Origin of the sequence: Streptomyces longhuiensis (assembly GCF_020616555.1) — a bacterium.
In the GTDB taxonomy this organism is placed as follows: domain Bacteria; phylum Actinomycetota; class Actinomycetes; order Streptomycetales; family Streptomycetaceae; genus Streptomyces; species Streptomyces longhuiensis.
On the sequence record NZ_CP085173.1, the window covers coordinates 1,090,729 to 1,109,175 of the forward strand.

An 18,447-nucleotide genomic window follows, 5' to 3' on the forward strand; every position below is an offset into this window, starting at 1 on the left:
CGCTCAGGCCGGAGTCTCAAAAATCGGGGTGATCATGGCCCTCGCCACCGCATGGGTGAAGAGCTGGAAGCCCAGCCACGCCGGGGAAGCCGCCGGCGGCACATCCAGCTCGGCCGTGTCCAGCGCATGGACGGCGTAGATGTAACGGTGCGGACCGTGCCCGGGCGGGGGTGCGGCGCCGAGGAAACTGTGCCCGCCCGCGTCGTTGGCCAGCATCTTCGCGCCGACGGGAAGGTACTTTCCGCCCGGCGCCCCGGCACCGGCCTCCAGTTCGTGTACCGAAGCGGGGATGTCGTACACCGCCCAGTGCCAGAAGCCACTCACCGTAGGTGCATCCGGGTCGAAGCAGGTCACCGCGAAGCTCTGCGTGTCGGCCGGGAACCCCTCCCAGGACAGCTGAGGGGAGCGGTCCTCGCCCGGGTCGCCGAAGAGGCTGCTGCACTGCGCCACATCGAGGGACTTTCCGTCCGCGATATCCGTGCTGTGCAAGCCGAACGCGGGCACTGAGGGCAGGACGCTGTAGGGATCGAAGGAGTGGGGCATGTGCTTCTTCTCCTCTGGTCAGGCGGTCAGGTGCTCGCGGAGTGGTCGGTGACCGACCCGCCTTGATCGACCACACCTCCGACATTCGCACGACACCGGCACACGCCGCATGCCGCAAATGGGCGACTTGCGTCCCGGACGACGTCCATCCAAGTCGATACACGTCCAGAACAAGCACTGCCCGAGGACACAATCGCCCCGCCCGCATGTCATTGATTCACGCTACACGTAGATGCATAATGCGCTTATGGATAAGCGGGTTATGGAAGTCGACGCCCGGGCCGAAGCCCTGATGATCGCCGTGGAGCAGATGGTCCGCTACGTGCGGCAGAGCGCCGTCGCCGGCGGCCTGAGCACAGCGGCCTCGTCCGCGATCGGCCGGCTCGTCCGCGAAGGCCCCTGCCGACTGAGCGAACTGGCCAGGGCCGAAGGCGTCTCCCAGCCGAACATGACCCAGCTCGTCACCCGCATGGAACGCTCGGGCCTGGTACGCCGTGTGGCTGACCACAACGACGGCAGGGCCGTCCTCGTGGAAGCCACGGACAGCGGCCTCGAGGTCTTCCGGCAGCGGCGCGCCGAGCGAACCCATGCCCTCGACCTACTCATCGAGGAGCTGACCGAACCGGAGCAGCAGGCGGTGCGCACCGCGCTGCCCGCTCTGGCCCGCGCCATCCAGGACCGCCAGGCCCGCAAGTCCCGCGACTGACCACCGCCAGCCCTTCCACCGCCCCCACCGACCCCTGTCCGCTCACCCGTCACCGCCCCCTCTTCTCGACGCTTAGGAGAGAACCGCACATGAGTGCATCGCATGGAAAGGCCGCCAGCCCGTTCAAGCAGCCCAAGGCCGTCTGGGCCGTGGCGTTCGCCTGCGTGATCTCGTTCATGGGCATCGGCCTGGTCGACCCGATCCTGCCCGCCCTGGCCGAGAACCTGCACGCCTCGCCCAGCCAGGTCTCCCTGCTCTTCAGCAGCTACCTGATCGTGACCGCGGTCGCCATGCTCTTCGTCGGCTGGATATCCAGCCGTATCGGCGCCAAGCGCACCCTGGTGGTGGGCCTGGTCGTCATCGTCGTCTTCGCCGCCCTGGCCGGCATGGCCGGCTCCGTCAACGGCATCGTCGGCATGCGGGCCGGCTGGGGCCTGGGCAACGCGATGTTCATCGCCACCTCCCTCGCCGTCATCGTCGCCTCCGCGAGCGGCGGCTTCGGCGGCGCGATCATTCTGTACGAGACCGCGCTCGGCCTCGGCATCGCCGTCGGCCCGCTGCTGGGCGGGGAGTTGGGCGGGATCAGCTGGCGCGGTCCGTTCTTCGGTGTCGCCGTCCTGATGGCCATCGCGCTGGTCGCGACCCTCGCCTTCGTGCCCTCACTGCCCAAGCCGAAGCGCCCCACCTCACCGATCGCACCGCTCAAGGCACTGCGCCACCGCGGCCTGCTGACCATGGGCATCATGGCCCTGCTGTACAACTGGGGCTTCTTCACGATGCTCGGCTACGCCCCGTACCCGATGAAGCTGAACGCGCACGAACTCGGTCTGGTCTTCACCGGCTGGGGCCTGCTGGTGGCCGCCTTCAGCGTCTTCTTCGCCCCGCGCCTGCAGGCCCGCTTCGGCACCGCCCCCGTCCTGTACGCGAACCTGCTCGGCCTCGGCATCGTGATGGCGATCATCGCCGCCGGCGTCGCCACCCCCACGGTCGTCATCGTCGCCGTCATCGTCAGCGGCGCCTTCATCGGCATCAACAACACCCTGACCACCCAGGCCGTCATGCTCGTCTCCCCCGTCGAGCGCCCCGTGGCCTCATCCGCCTACGGGTTCCTGCGCTTCATCGGCGGTGGCCTGGCCCCCTTCGTCGCGGGCAAGCTCGCCGACGCCACCGACCTGAGCGTCCCCTTCTACCTGGGCGCCGCCACCTTCCTCCTCGCCATCCCCGTCCTGGCCAGTGGCCACGGTCTGCTGCGCAAAGCCGAGGCGAACCTGGGCGAGGGTGAGCCCGTCACCCCGTCACTCACCCCCGTCGGCGGCACGGCCACCGCGACGGACGCACCGCCCGTGATCGTCGCCGTGGGCGCCCACGACAGGGCCGCCTCGATCGTCGACGCCGCGGCCCGGCTCGCCCGCGACACCGGCAGCCCACTGGAGGTCGTCCACGTCCAGCAGACCGCGGTGGTCGAGGAACAGGCCGTCGACACCGAGACGGACGAACAGGCACGCGCCGCCGTGACCGCCCACCTCGACCGCCTCAGCGCCGACGGCATCGCCGCCACCGGCCAGATCCTGACGAGCGTGGGCGACCACGCCGCCGCCGGCCGAGCCCTCGCCCACCACGCGGCGGAGGTGCACGCCCGCACCGTGGCCATCGGACGCTCACCGCGCGGCCCCGTCACCCAGTTCGCCGACGGCAGCCTCACCACCGCCCTCACCCACTCCGCCACCTGCACGGTCGTCCTCGTCGACCCCGACAGCACACCCCGACACCTGACCAAGGACAGCCTGGCGGAGATGCGGAACAGCGCGGCCTGAGCCCTTGCCGTCCGGGCCGCGGTGCACGTCAGCGCCCGCTTCACGGCGGCCGGGACCTCGCCGCGCGCCTCGGCGGTGCGCAGCGCGCCCGCCTGGTCGGGCATGGCCTCCAGAACCTCGGGGCCCTGAGTGCGGCCGAGGCCCTCAGCCACCCGCGGCAACGCCCCTGGAGGTCCGAAACCGGCTGAGACTCCGATCACTTTAGTGGCGCCCACTGGACGACATACCGACTAGTCAGGATGATGAGTCAGTCCAGTTCAGACGTCCCGTAGGAGCAAAGATGAGTGCCGGCCACCCTCCAGGTCTCGATCTCGACCAGTTGCGCGGCCACCTCGACCGGGAGCGCCCGGGGCTCGTGGCCGGTCCGCTCTCCGGACGGGTCGTCGAGGGCGGCCGGTCGAACCTGACGTACATCGTCGGCGACGGCTCTTCGACCTGGGTGGTCCGGCGTCCGCCGCTGGGCCATGTGCTCGCCACCGCGCACGACATGAAGCGCGAGTACCGGGTGATCAGCGCCCTGAACCCGACGTCCGTGCCGGTGCCCGAGGCGCTGCTGATGTGCGAGGACGACAGCGTGCTCGGCGCGCCGTTCTACGTGATGGAGTACGTGGCGGGCACGCCCTACCGCACCACCGACCAGCTCGCGCAGCTGGGCCCCGAGCGCACCCGCGCCGCCGTGCTGAGCCTCGTGGACACCCTCGTCGACCTGCACGCCGTGGACCCCGCCGAAGTGGGCCTCGCGGACTTCGGGCGGCCCGAGGGATTCCTGGACCGGCAGCTGCGGCGCTGGGGCAAGCAGCTCGACGCGTCCAGGAACCGCGAGCTGGCCGGCGTCGACGAGCTGCACGCGGCGCTGGGCCGCTCGCTGCCCACCTCGCCCGCCCCCACGATCGTGCACGGCGACTACCGCCTCGACAACGTCCTGATCAACGAGGACGCCGACGGCGTCGACCGGATCAAGGCCGTCCTCGACTGGGAGATGTCCACGCTCGGCGACCCGCTCACCGACCTGGGCCTGCTGGTGATGTACAGCGCGAAGCTGGAGGTGCCCGACTCCCCCGTCTCCACGACCTCCGCGGCCGCCGGACACCCCGACCCCGCCGAGATCATCGAGCGGTACGCCGCGCGCTCGGGGCGCGACGTGTCCGCCGTCTCCTGGTACACGGCCTTCGCGTGGTTCAAGCTCGCCGTGATCCTCGAAGGCATTCACTACCGCTACACCCTCGGCCAGACCGTCGGCGCCGGCTTCGACCGTATCGGTGAGCTCGTGCCCGTCTTCATCGACCACGGCCTGACGACCCTTCAGAAAGGCTGACCCGCAATGGACTTCGCATTCGACGCGCGCACCGAGGAACTGCGGGCGAAACTCCTCGCCTTCATGGACGAGCACGTGTACCCGGCCGAGGCCGTCGCGGACGAGCAGCGCGCGCAGCTCGCCTCCCCGTGGGACACCCCGCCCGTCGTCGAGGAGCTGAAGGCCGAGGCCAGGCGGCAAGGTCTGTGGAACCTGTTCCTGCCCGACGCTCAGTACGGCGCCGGGCTGACCAACCTCCAGTACGCGCCGCTGGCCGAGATCACCGGCCGCAGCCCGCAGTTGGCGCCCACGGCCCTCAACTGCGCGGCCCCCGACACCGGCAACATGGAGGTGCTGACCCAGTTCGGCGACGAGCGGCAGAAGAAGCAGTGGCTGGAGCCCCTGCTCGCCGGTGAGATCCGCTCGGCGTTCGCGATGACCGAGCCGGAGGTGGCCTCCTCCGACGCCACGAACATCACCACGCTCATCGAGCGTGACGGCGACGACTACGTCATCACCGGCCGCAAGTGGTACATCTCCGGGGCGATGAACCCGGACTGCAAGATCTTCATCGTGATGGGCAAGACGGACCCCGAGGGCTCCGACATCCGCCGCCAGCAGTCCATGGTGCTCGTCCCCCGCGACGCCCCTGGCCTCGAGATCCGTCGCGCCATGCAGGTGTACGGGTATGAGGACCACTATCACGGCGGTCACGCCGAGGTCGTCTTCGACCGGGTCCGCGTCCCGGCGAGCAACCTGATCGGCGAGGAGGGCGGCGGCTTCGCCATCGCCCAGGCGCGGCTCGGCCCGGGCCGTATCCACCACTGCATGCGGCTGATCGGCATGGCCGAGCGGGCCATCGAGCTGATGTGCAAGCGGGCCGTGGCGCGTACCGCGTTCGGCAAGCCGCTGGCCCAGCAGGGCGTCGTGCAGGAGTGGATCGCGGACGCGCGGGTCGCGGTGGAGCAGCTGCGCCTGCTCGTCCTCAAGACGGCCTGGCTGATGGACACCGTCGGCAACAAGGGCGCCCACACGGAGATCCAGTCCATCAAGATCGCCACCCCGCGCACGGTCGTCGGCATCATCGACCAGGCCGTGCAGCTGCACGGAGCGGGCGGCGTCAGCCAGGACTTCCCGCTGGCCGAGCTGTGGGCGGCCGCGCGCACCCTGCGCCTCGCGGACGGTCCCGATGAGGTCCACCAGCGCTCGCTGGCCCGGCGCGAGCTGAAGAAGTACCTCTGACACGTGGAGATCCGGCTCACCGGAGCGGGAATCGCGATGTGGCCCCTGCCCGGTTCGGGCGGGGGCCACGTCTGTCGAAGGGCCCTTGCCGTCGCCAATTTCGGACCTGGTGTATCGAGCGGCGAGTGATATCGGCAGACTTCATGCATTGCACTCCACCATCACGAGGGATTCACATGATCACGCTCACCAAGGAAGACGGACCGGCAGATCTCGACGGTGTGACCCACCTGTCGATCGGGGTGTCCTGGGACCCCACCGCCGGCAGCAGCGGCGGGCTGATGGGCAAGCTCCGCCGGAACGTCGGCACGGACCTCGACCTCATCGCCATCGCGCTGCAGGGCGCGGACCCGGTACGGCTCGCAGGCCTCGACTCCCTGGACCCGCTGGGCAACGGCTCCTTGGTGCACAGCGGCGACAACCAGACGGGGCGCGGTGACGGGGACGACGAGACCGTGACCGTCGAGTTCGGCCGCATCCCGACGAACATCACGTCGATCGTGTTCGTGGCCGCCGCGTACAAGAAGTCCAGCTCCTTCCAGAAGGCGCGGAACATCAGCTTTAAGGTGTACGACGCGACCGGTGGCAGTTCTCAGCAGGTCGCCGACATCTGGCCGAGTCTGCTCACCAACGACAACGGCTGCCGTGTCGCCAAGGCGATCCGGGTCGACGGCAGTTGGAAGCTCGAGGTGCTGAACGAGACCGGGAAGATCAAGCAGGGCGACGAGCGGGCGCTGATGCGTTTCGCCGTGAGCAACCGGTAGACGGGGATCAGCAAGTAGGCAAGCCGGGCTCGTCGTGCACGTGCCCGGCTCCGCTTCTCCGGCCCCGGTGAGGGGCCGCTCAGTGATGTGGCGCCCGGTGCGCCGACGTCGGGGGGTCGCTGCCTGCCGTCAGGTGCGTGGTGAACCACTGCCTCGCGAGGTCGGCGACCCGGTCGAGCGCTCCGGGTTCCTCGAAGAGATGGGTGGCTCCCGGCACGATCTCCAGCCTGTTCTCGCAGCGGAGTTGGGCCTGGGCGGCACGGTTGAGGTCGAGCACCATCGTGTCGGCCCCGCCGACGATGAGCAGGGTCGGCGCTCGTACGTCGTCGAGGCACGGGCCGGCGAGGTCGGGGCGTCCGCCGCGGGACACCACGGCGCCGATGTCCGGGTCGTCGGCGGCCGCACGGAGCGCCGCCGCGGCTCCGGTGCTGGCACCGAAGTATCCGATCGGCGCCGACTCGCGGTCGCGCAGCCAGCGGGTGGCTCCCGCCAGCCTGCCGGCGAGCGTGCCGATGTCGAAGACGTTGTGCCTGTCGGCCTCCTCGGCGGGCGTGAGCAGGTCGAACAGCAGCGTGCCGAGGCCCGCTTCCTGCAACACCTCCGCCACCGCACGATTGCGCGGGCTGTGCCGGCTGCTGCCGGAGCCATGGGCGAACATCACCAGGCCCGCGGCCCCTTCCGGCCGCGCGAGGTCCCCGGCCAGCCGGACTCCGGCGGCCTCCACCTCGACGCCGGTCGTGACCGGTGCGGGCCGGACGCGTGCGGGATCGGCCACGGCCCGCGCCAGGCATGCGGCCACTTCCTCGTCCGTGGTCTGCGAGAAGTCGCTGTACCACTCACCGACGGAACCGAACAGGGGCGGTACGGAGAGGCACACCACGTCGTCGGCCACCGCGCTCAGTCGGCGCACTGCGTCGGGCGGCGCGACCGGCACGGCAAGGACCACGCGGGCGGCGCCCTGCGCCCGTACGACCTGGCATGCGGCCGCCGCCGTCGCGCCGGTCGCGATCCCGTCGTCCACCACGATCACCGTATGGGCCTCGCCGATCGCCGTGGGAGCCTCACCCCTCACCACCGTTCGGTCCTCGTCGGCCGACGCAGGCCGCCCGGCGCGGTACCGGCGTGCCCGCCGCTCCAGCTCCTGTCGCTCCGCGCGCTCGACGGCCGCGATGTGGTCCGGTTCGATCCCGCAGTGGCGCACGACGTCGTCGTTGAGGACCCGCACGCCGCCCTCGCCGATCGCGCCGAAGGCCAGTTCCGGCTGGTAAGGGACGCCGAGTTTGCGGACCACGATCACATCGAGCGGGGCGCCCAGCGCACGCGCCACCTCGAAGGCCACCGGAACACCGCCCCGCGGCAGCCCGAGGACGACCGGCTCCTCATCTCGCAGATGCTGCACCGCTGCGGCAAGCCGCCGCCCGGCATCAGTACGATCCGTGAACCGCACGGCGCTCGCCCCTCTCGGAGCCCCTCACAGATGACGGCAGGGATGCCTCTGCCCTTACCTCCGGGCTAACCCCGTTCGCGGCACCGCGCAACTCGGGACGCGTGCACCGCGCGACCCGAGCCGCTCTCCGGCGCGACAATGGTGGTGCGGATGATGCGCTCCTTCGCGGAGAGGCGGCACCGGCTATGCCGTACATATCGGTCACTGCGCTGAGCCACCCCGGCCTCAGGCGCGAGCACAACGAGGACAGCCTGGTCGTCGGCCCGTGGACACTGTGCGGAACGGTGACCGAGAATCCGCAGACGATGGCGTTCCCGCTCGGCCGTCCCCTCGTGGTCGCTGTCGCCGACGGCATCGGCGGGCAGCCTGCCGGCGAGGTGGCCAGCAGCCTCGTCGTCCGCCGGCTCGCCCTGTTCGGGCCTGCGCTGGACGGCGAGGAAGCGGTGCGTGACGCGCTGGGGATGTGCAATCACGCCGTGTACGCGGCGGCCGACCGCGCCCCCGAGCTCTCCACGATGGGGACGACCGTCGCGGGTGTCGTGGTCCTCGAACAGGAACTGCTCGTGTTCAACGTCGGCGACAGCAGGGTGATCGAAGTGGGGCCGGCCGGTGACGGCAGCGACGGCCCCGCCGGTGTCAGGGCCGCCACGGACGACACGCTCCACCAGCTGAGCGTGGACGACAGCCCGGCCCTCCCGCAGGGCCGGCGCACCACGTCGATCATCACTCAGGCGCTCGGTGGTGCACCGGCGTTCAGCGCGATCACGCCGCACGTCAGCACGTCTCCGCTCACCCCGGGTACACGCATGCTGGTGTGCAGCGACGGACTGACCGACCCCGTACTCGACGACGAGATCGACGACATCCTTCGGGCGCACGACGGGGGCCGGGCCGTCTTCGAGCTGTGGAAGGCCGCAATGGCCGCAGGCGGTCCCGACAACGTCACGATCGCGCTGGTCAGCGTCACCGGCTGACCCGACAACGACGGAGCGGCCGGCCCGATCCCAGCCGGTAAGGCCTTCCCCACCGTCAGGCCGGGACATAGCGCAGCAGCACGATCCCGCTCCGGAACGGCTTCGATTCCACGAGGCGCAGTCGCGGGACCTCGTAACCATCGGGGAAGAGCCGCCTGCCACGGCCCTGGACGACCGGGTACACGAAGAGGCGGTACTCGTCGACGAGGCCCGCCTCGATCAGCGTATGGGCCAAGGTGATGCTGCCGGTGAGCACGATGTCCTTGCCGCCCTCCAGCGCCTTCAGCGCCGTGACCTCCTTGACCGCGTCGCCGGACAGCACGGTCGAGTTCTCCCACCGCGGGTCCTCGATCGAGCTGGACACCACGTACTTCCGCACCTGGTCGAGATAGTCGGAGATGCCTGTGGTGTCGTCGGTCAGCCCGGGCCAGTAGCCGCGGAAGTCCTCGAAGGTGCGCCGGCCCACGAGCAGCGCGTCCGACCGGCTGTCCTGACGACGGCCCTCCTCCAGGACATCGGCCATGTCCGCGCTGCCCTGGGCCTGCGGTTCGAACCAATCGGTGAGCATCTCGACACAGCCGTCGACGGTGATGTTCTGGGTGATCGCCAGGGTGCGCATGCCGCGCCTCCTTCTGAACGGTGGCTCGTCCACCATTCTTGACCGGTCCCGCTCCCGAAAATCATCGGCACCTGACGGGACTGCCGGAGCCCCCAAAGGCTGCCGGGGGCTCCCAGGATGAACAACGTGACGGTGGCCGACGCCTCACGTGACCGGCCCATCACCGGCGTCGGCCTCAGGAGTTGAGGGTCTTGAGCAGCGCCGCGAGGCCGTCCGCGTAGATGCCGTGGAAGAGCTCCTCGACGTGGGCCTCGCTGACTCCGACGGGCGTGAAGGAGCCCGTCCATTCCACCCGCGACGTTCCGGGCGTGCCGGGTACGTCGCGCACCGTCAGCGTGGAGAGGTAGCCGGTGACGGGGAACGGCGCCTGCTCGATGGCGTACGAGTAGGTGCGCTTGTCGTCGTCGAAGGCCTTGAGGCGTTCGACGATGACGCCGCCGTCCTGATTCGTCAGACGGCGTACGCGCCCGCCCTCGCTCAGCTCGCTCTCGGGGATGTACGGGAGCCAGTCGGGCAGGGAGTCGAAGCCGCCGATGAGCTGCCAGACGTCGTCGGCGGATCGGGGGAGGTCGATGGTGGCGGTGGCGGTGGTGGCCATGTGCTGTTCCTTTCGGGTGTCGTGAAGCCGGCGCTCAGGCGGTGGGAGTGGGGGCGTCGGCGGCGATGAGCTGTTCGTCGCGGAGCGCGGTCCAGAAGGCGGCCGGGACGTTCTCCTTGAGGGCGGCGACGTCTTCGGCGATACGGCTGGGCCGGGTGGCGCCGGGGACGACGGCGGCCGTGGCCGGGTGCGCCAGGGCGAACTGCAGGGCGGCGGCCTTGATGCTGACACCGTGCCCGGCGGCGAGTGCCTTGATCCTCTCGACCTTGGCGATGATGTCCGCGGGGGCCTTCTGGTACTCGAAGTGCTGCCCACCGGCGAGGATGCCTGAGCTGTAGGGGCCGCCGACGACCATGTCGACGTTCTGCTCGGTGGCGGCGGGCAGCAGGCGCTGCAGGGAGCGGTTGTGGTCGAGCAGGGTGTAGCGGCCGGCCAGGAGGAACGCGTCGGGCTTGGGCTCGTCCAGGTCGAGGGTGAGCTCGATCGGCTCCACACGGTTGACGCCGAGGCCCCAGGCCTTGATGACGCCCTCGTCGCGGAGGTTCTGCAGGACACGGAAGGCGCCGGTGCGGGCCGTCTCGTAGACGGCGAGCCAGTCGTCGCCGTGGAAGTCCTGGGCGACGTCGTGCACCCAGACGATGTCGAGCCGGTCCGTCTTCAGGCGCTTGAGGCTGTCCTCGATGGAACGCAGGGTGGCGTCCGCGGTGTAGAGGTCGACCATCTTGTTCGCGCGGCCGTGCTCGAAGAGACCGCCCTTCTCGCCCAGGTCGCGGTCGGCGGGGTCCTCCAGCTCGTCCAGGATGACGCGGCCGACCTTGGTGCTGAGCACGTACTCGTCACGCGGCCGCTCGGCCAGCACCTCGCCGAGGCGCAGCTCGGACAGGCCCGCACCGTAGAAGGGCGCGGTGTCGAAGTAGCGGATGCCCTGGTCCCAGGCTGCCTCGACGGTGGCGGCGGCCTCCTCGTCGGGGATGCTGCGGAACATGTTGCCCAGCGGGGCGGTGCCGAAGCCGAGGGATCCCGGCAGGAGGGACTTGATACCCATGAGTGAAATCTTCCTGTCTGTCTGGTGATGCGAAGCTCAGGATGGTTTCCCCTGCTCCGCGGCTCTTGCTCTGTCGAGGTTAGGATCGAGGAGTCAGACTGTCCAAGACTTGCTTGGACACACTTGAGTCCCTAGAGGTCTTACATGCTTGACCTGCGACAACTTCGCTATTTCGTGGCCGTGGCCGAGGAGGAACACGTCGGCCGGGCCGCCGATCGCCTGCACATCTCCCAGTCGCCGCTGAGCCGGCAGATCGCCCAGCTGGAGAAGAACCTGGGCCTGACCCTGTTCGAGCGCAGCCAGCAGCGCCTGCGCCTCACCTCCGACGGCCGCGTCTTCCTCACCGAGGCCACGGCCCTGCTGCGGCACGCGGACCGGCTCGAGAACCTCGGCCGCCGCCTGGGGCGCGGCGAGGAAGGCGGACTGTGCGTGGGTTACGTCGGCGATGCCATGCACACCGGGATCCTGCCGCAGGCCCTGCGCGCCCTGCACGACGAGCGGCCCGGCATCCACGTGGCCCTGTACGACCTGACCGCGGCCCAGCAGTTCGAGGGCCTGCGCCAGCGCAGCCTGGACATCGCCCTCGTGCCGGAGGCGCCCCCCGCGGCAGACCCCGACCTGCGCGGCGCCCTCCTCCTGGAAGACCCGCTGCTCCTGGCCGTGCCGAGCAGCCACCCGCTGGCCGGGAGGGCGGCGATCCTGCCGGAAGACCTCGACGGTCAGCCGTGGATCGCCATCGAGAACAGCCAACAGCCGGCCTGGCGCGACGACTTCGTCGCCTCCTGTGCGGCGGCCGGGTTCACCCCGGACATCCGGCTCGAAGCCCCCGAACCCCTGACCGCGCTCGGCCTGGCCGCATCCGGCCTCGGCATGACGCTGGTCCAGGAGAGCATGCTGCGGGGCGACACCCCAGGCGTCACGGTCCGTGAACTCCCCTGGTTCCAAAGGTCGGTACGCCTCTGGGCCGCCTGGCACCAGATCGATCTGCGCCCGGTCGTCACGTCCTTCCGCGCGACCGTACTGAAAACCGAGAACACCGAGAACGTCGGGGACGTCGAGGACACCGAGAACGCCACGGACGCCACGGACGCCACGGACGCCACGGACGCCACGGACGCCACGGACGCCACGGACGCCACGGACGCCACGGACGCCACGGACGCCACGGACGAGCCTGTCAGGTGATGCCGGCGGCGGCCTGCTCCCCCGTGTTCCGGGGCGCCTTCTCCCGGCGCGGGAGCAGCAGCGGGGTGGCCAGGAGGACGACTCCGGCGATCGCGATCGCGGTGCGAGGGCCGGTGACCGCGGCGATCACACCCCACACGGCGGTCAGCGCCGCGATGGACAGGCTGCTGCTCACTGACCACGCGGACAGCGTGCGGGCGACCCGGTCGGGGTCACTGTGTTCCAGCCGGTAGGTCGCGAGCACCGGGTTGAACAGGCCGCAGCAGGTCACCAGGCCGAGCTGGACGGCGATGACGAGCACGATCCCGGGAACCCCGGGCTGGACGAACGCCAGCCCGATGGGCCAGCACGCACGCAGGGCTCCGACGGTCAGCATCACCTTGCGCTGCCCGAACCGCGCCACGAGCGGGTGCGCCATACGTGAGCCGATGAGTCCACCGATGCAGGGGGCCGCGAACGCGAGACCGTACTGCCAGGGCGCGAAGCCGAGCCGGCTCAGCATGAGCACGGCGATCAGCGGCTCGGAGGCCATGATGAGGCCGTTGACGACGATCGAGTTGAGGAACAGCGGGCGCAGCGTGCGGTGGCCGAGGATGTAGCGCCACCCTTCGAGCAGATCACCGGCGCGCAGCCGTGGTGCGGCGGCCCGCGCGGGGCGCGCTTCCGTCCCTCCGATGGCACGGATGCCGAGCGCCGAGAGCAGGTAGCTGACCGCGTCGGCGATCACCGTCGTCACCGGGCCGAACATCCCGATCGCGGCCCCGCCGAGCGGCGGCCCGACCACGATCGAGGTCCACGTCGTGGACTCGAACCGGCCGTTCGCGACGAGCAGGTCCTCCGGCGGCACGAGCGACTTCAAATACGCGCCGCTGGCCGCCTTGAAGGCGATGTCGGCCGCGGCGACGACGACGGAGACGACGAGGAGCTGGGCGAAGCTGAGCCAGCCGAACGCGAATGCGGCGGGGATGCTCATCAGCGCCGCGAACCGGATCAGGTCCATGGCGATCATGACGGGCCGCTTACGCCGGAACTCCATCCACGGCCCGAGCGGCACCGCGACCACGGCCCCCACGGCCCGCCCCGCGGCGGCCAGCGCCGCCACCTGCGTCGGCCCGGAGTGCAGTACGAGGATCGCGATCAGAGGGAACGCGCCGAACCCGAACCCCGTGCCGTACGAGCTGACCGCGAACGCCGCCCACAACCACCCGAACCGCCGCCCCAGCGCCCGTCTGCCCTTCACGCCCACCGCACCTCTCGCCGCCCCCGACAACCACACGCTGACCACCGACATCAAAGCGAGGAGCAGACGACGAGATCAAACAACCGACCCGCCATGAGAACACAACCAGGCGTTGTGCGGACATTCGGGCGGCGTGGATCTCCTGGTGACGAACCGGGAATCGCGCGGGCCCGAGGCTCTTGACGGGCTCGGCTGGGCGCGACCTCGGAAGGGTCTCGACGGGAGCCATCATGGGGCCATGGCGTTAGAGACAGCGTTCACGGAGATGTTCGGCGTGCGGCACCCGATCGCGCTGGCGCCGATGGGTGGGTCGGCCGGCGGCGCGCTGGCCGCGGCTGTCGCACGCGGCGGCGGGTTCGGATTGCTGGGCGGCGCGTTCGGGGACGCGGAGTGGCTGGCGCGCGAGGTGCCGATCGTCGCGGACACCGGCAGTCCGTGGGGCGTCGGATTCCTGACCTGGGGAATCGACGTCGCCGCCGTGGAACGGGCTCTGGAGTACGGGCCGAGAGCCGTGATGCTGTCGTTCGGCGACCCCAGCCCATACGTGGAGCGTGTCCGCCGAGCGGGGGCGCTGTTGATCCTTCAGGTCACGGATCTGGAGGAGGCCGAGCGGGCCGCGGACCTGGGCGCCGACGTGATCGTGGCCCAGGGAACCGAGAGCGGTGGGCACGGAGCCCGGCGCGGGCGCTCCACCTTGCCGTTCGTGCCGGCGGTCGTGGATCTCGTGGACCCGGTGCCCGTACTGGCGGCCGGCGGGATCGCCGACGGCCGCGGCGTGGCGGCCGCACTCGCGCTGGGCGCTGCCGGAGCGCTCATCGGCACCCGCTTCCAGGCCACCGCAGAGGCCCTGGTCGACCCCTCGATCACCAAGGCGATCATCGAAGGACGCGGCCGGGACACCGAGCGCAGCTCGGTACTGGACATTGCCCGCGGCTCCCGATGGCCCGCGAAGTACCCCGCCCGCACCCTCGGCCACCCGTATCTCGACCACTGGCGCGGCCGCGAGGCGGAACTCGCCGCCGACCCCCAGGCCCGTCAGAACTACCAGGACGACGTGGCACGCGGTACGGTGCCCCCGCTGCCGGTCTGGGCCGGCGAAGCCGTCGACCTCATCACCGACCTCCCCTCGGCAGCCGGCCTCGTCCCCACCCTGGCCGCCCAGACGGAGGAAGCACTGACCCGCGCGGGCCGCCGCTGACGGACCAACTGCCCACGTGCTCACGGCTCGTGGGCCGCGCACCCGCGGTTTGAGCGGCAGACGACTGGGCCGCGCACCCACGGCGTGACCGGCAGACCACCGCGGCCAGAAGTTACTTTGGGCTGCTTCCACGCACCTTGAGCCAGTCCTCCAGCAGGGGGATCACGGCTCGGACGTCCTCACCGTCCACACAGACTCCGGCTGTCTCACGTGCCTGCTGGTCGGCGTTGAACGCGATGCTCAGCCCCACTTCCCGGAACAGTGGCAGATCCGAGCGGCTGTCACCGATGGCGGCGCGGTCTTGAGGCGCAAGGCCGAGCGACCCGGCGTAGCGGACGGCGAAGTCACGCTTGTCCCCGGTGGGGTCAGGCGATTGAGGGGTGTCGAAATGAAGGAGACGGGGCGGGCGCCGGCCTTGCGGCGGGCGGGTCTCAGCCGGCCGCGCGCTTGATGAGCTCGCCGATCCGCGCCTCGCCGTCGGCGTTCAACTCGGTCAGGGCGTACGCGGACGGCCACATGGTGCCGTCGTCGAGCTTCGCCAGGTCGCTGAAGCCGAGCGTGGCGTACCTGCTCTTGAACTTCTGTGCGCTCTGGAAGAAGCAGACGACCTTGCCGTCCCTGGCGTACGCGGGCATGCCGTACCAGAGCTTCGGGGCCAGGTCCGGGGCGCTGGTCCTGACGATCTCGTGGATGCGCTCGGCGATGACGCGGTCCGCTTCCGGCATCTCGGAGATCTTGGCGCGCACCTCGCTGTCGCCGTCCGCCTTGGCCGTGCGCGATCCGCGACGAGAGGACGCCTTGAGTTCCTTGGCGCGCTCCTTCATCGCGCCTCGTTCCTCCTCGGTGAACCCGTCGTACGTCTTGTCGGCCGCGGCGGTACCGGTGGTGCTCCTGGCACTCTTCGTGGCGCTCTTCGTGGTCCTCTGCGTGTTCGTCATGGCAGGTTCCTCTCGGGCAACGCGTGGTCGGGACGAGCGGGACGAGGATGGCTTCGGGTCAGGCCGCGGACGCGACCGTGGTGGCCTGCCAGGCGAAGTCGTCCGGGTCGGTGAAGGTCCCGGCGTCGCCGCCGAGTACGAGCCGGTGCGATCCGCTGCCGTCGACGGGGACGCCGACATCCTTGGCCAGCGCGCGGCGCCCGTAGAGAGCCAGCTTGACCGGGCTGGAGGGTGTGTCGAACTCGACGTACTTGCGGCCGAAGCTCTTCGCCACGGTGAGACCACGGTCGACGTAGAACTGCCTGCTCGCGGCCACGTCCGCCACTCCCAGCAGGAGCACGATGCTGTCGATCTGCCGGGTCGCCGGGCCCTTGTCCTTCCGCGCGGACGTGGCGACCTTCCAGATCGTCCCGTCCGGTGCCTGGACGACGCCGCCGTACCCCCACAGGGACTTCGTGACGGGCTTGAGCGGTGTGGCGCCGGCGTCGAGGGCGGTGCCGATGAGTGCCTTGACGTCGGCCGGCTGGGACACGGTGAGCGACAGCGAGAAACCGCGGAAGCCGGCCGTCGGCGCCTGCGAGGCGCTGAGTCCGACCTGAGTGTCCAGGCCGAAGGCGGCGGAGTAGAAGCGCTGGGCGGCCGTGGGGTCGGCCACCTCGAGGGTGATGGACTCGATGGAGGTCATGGACATCACGCTAGTTGTGGCTCGGTGAGGAATGCTTCTCCATTCCTGACCGGTATCGGCGGCGCCCCTGTCGCGGCCGCCGCCGCACCACACCGGTACGCGGCGGGCGTCACGCCGGCCAGCTCTGTGAAGCGGGCGCGGAAGACACCCTGCGACGCGTATCCGACCAGGAGACCGACCTCGATGACCGTGAGGTCGCCACCGCGCAGCAACGCCTTCGCCCGCTCGACACGACGCGTCATCAAGAAGCCGTACGGCGACTGGCCGTACGCGAGCCGGAACTGCCGACTGAGATGTCCGGCCGGCCAGTTCACCCCACGGGCGAGCGCTTCCACGTTCAGCGGCTGCGCGTGCGCCCGGTCGATCCGGTCACGGACACGGCGCAGTCGCACCAGGTCTTTGAGTCGCTGGTCCTGGGCGAGCGCGCGCCCCCAGGCGGGATGGCACATACGACACCTACCTTCATGGGTGTCCGCGCGCGCCAGGTGACCCGGGGCCACCTGGCGCGGCGGGGCTCAGCGAAGTTCCTGGATGCGGACCATGTTGCCCGCGGGGTCACGGAAGGCGCAGTCGCGGACGCCGTACGGCTGGTCGGTCGGCTCCTGGACGACGTCCACGTCGGCTGCCTGCACCTTCTCGAACGTCCCGTCCAGGTCCCGGGTGGCCAGCAGGATCCAGCCGTAGGTGCCCTTGGCCATCATCTCGGCGATGGTGCGGCGCTCGTCCTCGCTGATGCTGGGGTCCGCGGCCGGCGGCGCGAGGAGGATGGACGTGCCGGGCTGGCCGACGGGACCGACCGTGATCCAGCGCATCTTGCCCTGGCCCACGTCGCTGCGGACCTCGAAACCGAGGACGTCGCGGTAGAAGGCCAGGGAAGCGTCCGGGTCGTCGTGCGGGAGCGAGGTGGTGTGAATGGTGATGTCCATGGCACCACGTTAGTGTCGGCCCGGCGGACTGCGCTTCTCCGATCCTGACCGGCAGGGCCGGATCTCACCCCAGTGGGGTGAAGGGGGCATGCCCACGACTCGGTTCGGCTACTGTTCCAGGCCCTTCACGTTGTCCCCGAACGTCCAGCCCTTCGATCCGTCCCAGTTGATCGACCAGGTCATCAGTCCTTTGAGGCCGTCGCCGTACGTGTTCCATGCCTGCGAGACCAGGCTCGGCGACATGTAGCCTCCGCCCGCGCCGGGCTGGGCGGGCAGGCCGGGGACCTGCTTGTCGTAGGGGACCTTGATGGTGGTGCCCTGGACCACGAGGCCCTTGTTCAGGCAGTCGGTCTGGGCGGTGAAGCCCTGGACGGTTCCGGCCTCGTAGGAGTCGCCGGAGCAGCCGTACATGCTGCCGTTGTAGTACTGCATGTTGAGCCACCACAGGCGGCCGTTGTCGGCGTACTTCTTGATGACGGGGAGGTAGGCGCCCCAGATCGAGCCGTAGGTGACGCTGCCGCCGGTGACGTACGCCGTCTCGGGGGCCATCGTCAGTCCGAACCCGGCGGGCATCTGGGCGAGGATGCCGTCGATGATGCGGATCAAGTTGGCCTGCGACGTGGAGAGTTGGCTGATGTTGCCGCTGCCGGTGAGGCCTGTCTCGATGTCGATGTCGATGCCGTCGAAGTTGTACTTCTTCAGGATCGGGACGATCGTCTCGACGAAGTGGTCGGCGACGGCGGTCGAGTTGAGGTCGATGCCCGCCGCCGCGCCGCCGATGGACATGAGGATGGTCTGGCCCGATGCCTTGGCCTGACACATCTCGGCGGGGGTCGCGACCTTCACGTTCGTGTCCATGCCGTCCTCCCACAGTGCGGTGCCGTCGGAGCGGATCACCGGGAAGGCCGCGTTGATGACGTTGTAGCCGTGCTGTGCCATCTCGGGGTTGGTGATGGGGGTCCAGCCGAAGGGCGGGTGCACGCCGTTGGACGCACCGTCCCAGTTCTCCCAGTAGCCCTGGAGGACCTTGCCGGCCGGTCGCGATTTGGTCGCGCAGGTGTCGGCGGCGGGGGCGGCGGGCGCCGCGACGAGGACGGTGGAGAGGGACGCGGCCGCCGCGAGGGCTGCGCCGAGGAGACGGGAGGTACGACTGCGACGGGACATGGGGGGCCTCCGCAGGATCGCCGGGCGAGTGGGGGTTGGCGTGAGCACGACGCACGGTAGAGAGG

The 18,447-nt window shown here is 70.1% G+C and carries 19 protein-coding genes and 1 pseudogene; 8 read left to right on the top strand and 12 right to left on the bottom strand.

Annotation, left to right across the window (positions count from 1 at the left end):
- Nucleotides 1–3: 3 nt before the first annotated feature.
- Entirely contained in the window at nt 4–543 is a 540-nt protein-coding gene (locus LGI35_RS05125) for a YbhB/YbcL family Raf kinase inhibitor-like protein (protein ID WP_227292708.1), read from the bottom strand.
- A 247-nt stretch (nt 544–790) separates the two neighbouring features.
- Between LGI35_RS05125 and LGI35_RS05130 the strand changes: the two genes are divergently transcribed.
- From LGI35_RS05130 to LGI35_RS05150, 5 genes are all read left to right on the top strand, one after another.
- The gene (locus tag LGI35_RS05130; protein ID WP_227292709.1) at nt 791–1,249 is read left to right on the top strand and encodes a MarR family winged helix-turn-helix transcriptional regulator; all 459 of its coding nucleotides are present in this window, start codon (nt 791–793) and stop codon (nt 1,247–1,249) included.
- A gap of 89 nt (nt 1,250–1,338) precedes the next feature.
- Nucleotides 1,339–3,063 (top strand): MFS transporter, encoded by a 1,725-nt coding sequence (locus LGI35_RS05135; protein ID WP_227292710.1) that lies wholly within the window; start codon nt 1,339–1,341, stop codon nt 3,061–3,063.
- Nucleotides 3,064–3,343: 280 nt separating this feature from the next.
- A complete protein-coding gene (locus LGI35_RS05140) occupies nt 3,344–4,378 on the top strand; it encodes a phosphotransferase family protein (protein WP_227292711.1) in 1,035 nt (344 codons plus the stop codon).
- A gap of 6 nt (nt 4,379–4,384) precedes the next feature.
- Complete coding sequence (locus tag LGI35_RS05145) at nt 4,385–5,599, top strand: acyl-CoA dehydrogenase family protein (protein ID WP_227292712.1); 1,215 nt, start codon at nt 4,385–4,387, stop codon at nt 5,597–5,599.
- A gap of 176 nt (nt 5,600–5,775) precedes the next feature.
- Nucleotides 5,776–6,363, top strand: a complete 588-nt coding sequence (locus LGI35_RS05150) for a TerD family protein (RefSeq protein ID WP_227292713.1) — start codon at nt 5,776–5,778, stop codon at nt 6,361–6,363.
- A 79-nt stretch (nt 6,364–6,442) separates the two neighbouring features.
- On the opposite strand, the gene LGI35_RS05155 is transcribed toward LGI35_RS05150, so the two are convergent.
- On the bottom strand, nt 6,443–7,810 hold the full coding sequence (locus LGI35_RS05155) for a phosphoribosyltransferase family protein (RefSeq protein WP_227292714.1): 1,368 nt from the start codon (nt 7,808–7,810) through the stop codon (nt 6,443–6,445).
- 185 nt (nt 7,811–7,995) lie between these two features.
- Between LGI35_RS05155 and LGI35_RS05160 the strand changes: the two genes are divergently transcribed.
- Nucleotides 7,996–8,784, top strand: coding sequence for a PP2C family protein-serine/threonine phosphatase (locus LGI35_RS05160; RefSeq protein ID WP_227292715.1), 789 nt, complete (start codon nt 7,996–7,998; stop codon nt 8,782–8,784).
- 55 nt (nt 8,785–8,839) lie between these two features.
- Here LGI35_RS05160 and LGI35_RS05165 read toward each other — a convergent pair whose 3' ends face one another.
- The 3 genes from LGI35_RS05165 to LGI35_RS05175 form a co-directional block, all read right to left on the bottom strand.
- A complete protein-coding gene (locus LGI35_RS05165; protein WP_227292716.1) occupies nt 8,840–9,403 on the bottom strand; it encodes a dihydrofolate reductase family protein in 564 nt (187 codons plus the stop codon).
- Between the two features lie 175 nt (nt 9,404–9,578).
- Entirely contained in the window at nt 9,579–10,001 is a 423-nt protein-coding gene (locus tag LGI35_RS05170) for an SRPBCC family protein (protein WP_227292717.1), read from the bottom strand.
- Between the two features lie 34 nt (nt 10,002–10,035).
- Complete coding sequence (locus LGI35_RS05175; RefSeq protein ID WP_227292718.1) at nt 10,036–11,046, bottom strand: aldo/keto reductase; 1,011 nt, start codon at nt 11,044–11,046, stop codon at nt 10,036–10,038.
- 144 nt (nt 11,047–11,190) lie between these two features.
- On the opposite strand from LGI35_RS05175, the gene LGI35_RS05180 reads away from it, so the two are divergent.
- Nucleotides 11,191–12,231: a LysR substrate-binding domain-containing protein gene (locus tag LGI35_RS05180; RefSeq protein ID WP_227292719.1), complete on the top strand. Its 1,041-nt coding sequence runs from the start codon at nt 11,191–11,193 to the stop codon at nt 12,229–12,231.
- Here the strand turns inward: LGI35_RS05180 and LGI35_RS05185 are convergent.
- On the bottom strand, nt 12,224–13,471 hold the full coding sequence (locus tag LGI35_RS05185) for an MFS transporter (RefSeq protein WP_227292720.1): 1,248 nt from the start codon (nt 13,469–13,471) through the stop codon (nt 12,224–12,226). The two genes, LGI35_RS05180 and LGI35_RS05185, sit on opposite strands and share 8 nt — an antisense overlap.
- A 238-nt stretch (nt 13,472–13,709) precedes the next feature.
- On the opposite strand from LGI35_RS05185, the gene LGI35_RS05190 reads away from it, so the two are divergent.
- Entirely contained in the window at nt 13,710–14,669 is a 960-nt protein-coding gene (locus LGI35_RS05190) for an NAD(P)H-dependent flavin oxidoreductase (RefSeq protein ID WP_227292721.1), read from the top strand.
- Nucleotides 14,670–14,781: 112 nt separating this feature from the next.
- Here LGI35_RS05190 and LGI35_RS46790 read toward each other — a convergent pair.
- The 6 genes and pseudogenes from LGI35_RS46790 to LGI35_RS05215 form a co-directional block, all read right to left on the bottom strand.
- Nucleotides 14,782–15,012: pseudogene (locus LGI35_RS46790) on the bottom strand (HAD hydrolase family protein); the annotation flags it as partial.
- 88 nt (nt 15,013–15,100) lie between these two features.
- Nucleotides 15,101–15,493: an iron chaperone gene (locus tag LGI35_RS05195; protein ID WP_376567947.1), complete on the bottom strand. Its 393-nt coding sequence runs from the start codon at nt 15,491–15,493 to the stop codon at nt 15,101–15,103.
- A gap of 172 nt (nt 15,494–15,665) precedes the next feature.
- Nucleotides 15,666–16,292 carry a VOC family protein gene (locus LGI35_RS05200; RefSeq protein ID WP_227292723.1) on the bottom strand — a complete coding sequence of 209 codons (627 nt, stop codon included), beginning with the start codon at nt 16,290–16,292 and terminating at the stop codon, nt 15,666–15,668.
- Nucleotides 16,293–16,297: 5 nt separating this feature from the next.
- Nucleotides 16,298–16,741 (bottom strand): helix-turn-helix transcriptional regulator, encoded by a 444-nt coding sequence (locus tag LGI35_RS05205; RefSeq protein WP_227292724.1) that lies wholly within the window; start codon nt 16,739–16,741, stop codon nt 16,298–16,300.
- Nucleotides 16,742–16,807: 66 nt separating this feature from the next.
- Nucleotides 16,808–17,218, bottom strand: a complete 411-nt coding sequence (locus LGI35_RS05210) for a VOC family protein (protein ID WP_227292725.1) — start codon at nt 17,216–17,218, stop codon at nt 16,808–16,810.
- A 108-nt stretch (nt 17,219–17,326) separates the two neighbouring features.
- A complete protein-coding gene (locus LGI35_RS05215) occupies nt 17,327–18,382 on the bottom strand; it encodes a chitinase (RefSeq protein ID WP_227292726.1) in 1,056 nt (351 codons plus the stop codon).
- Nucleotides 18,383–18,447: the final 65 nt, after the last annotated feature.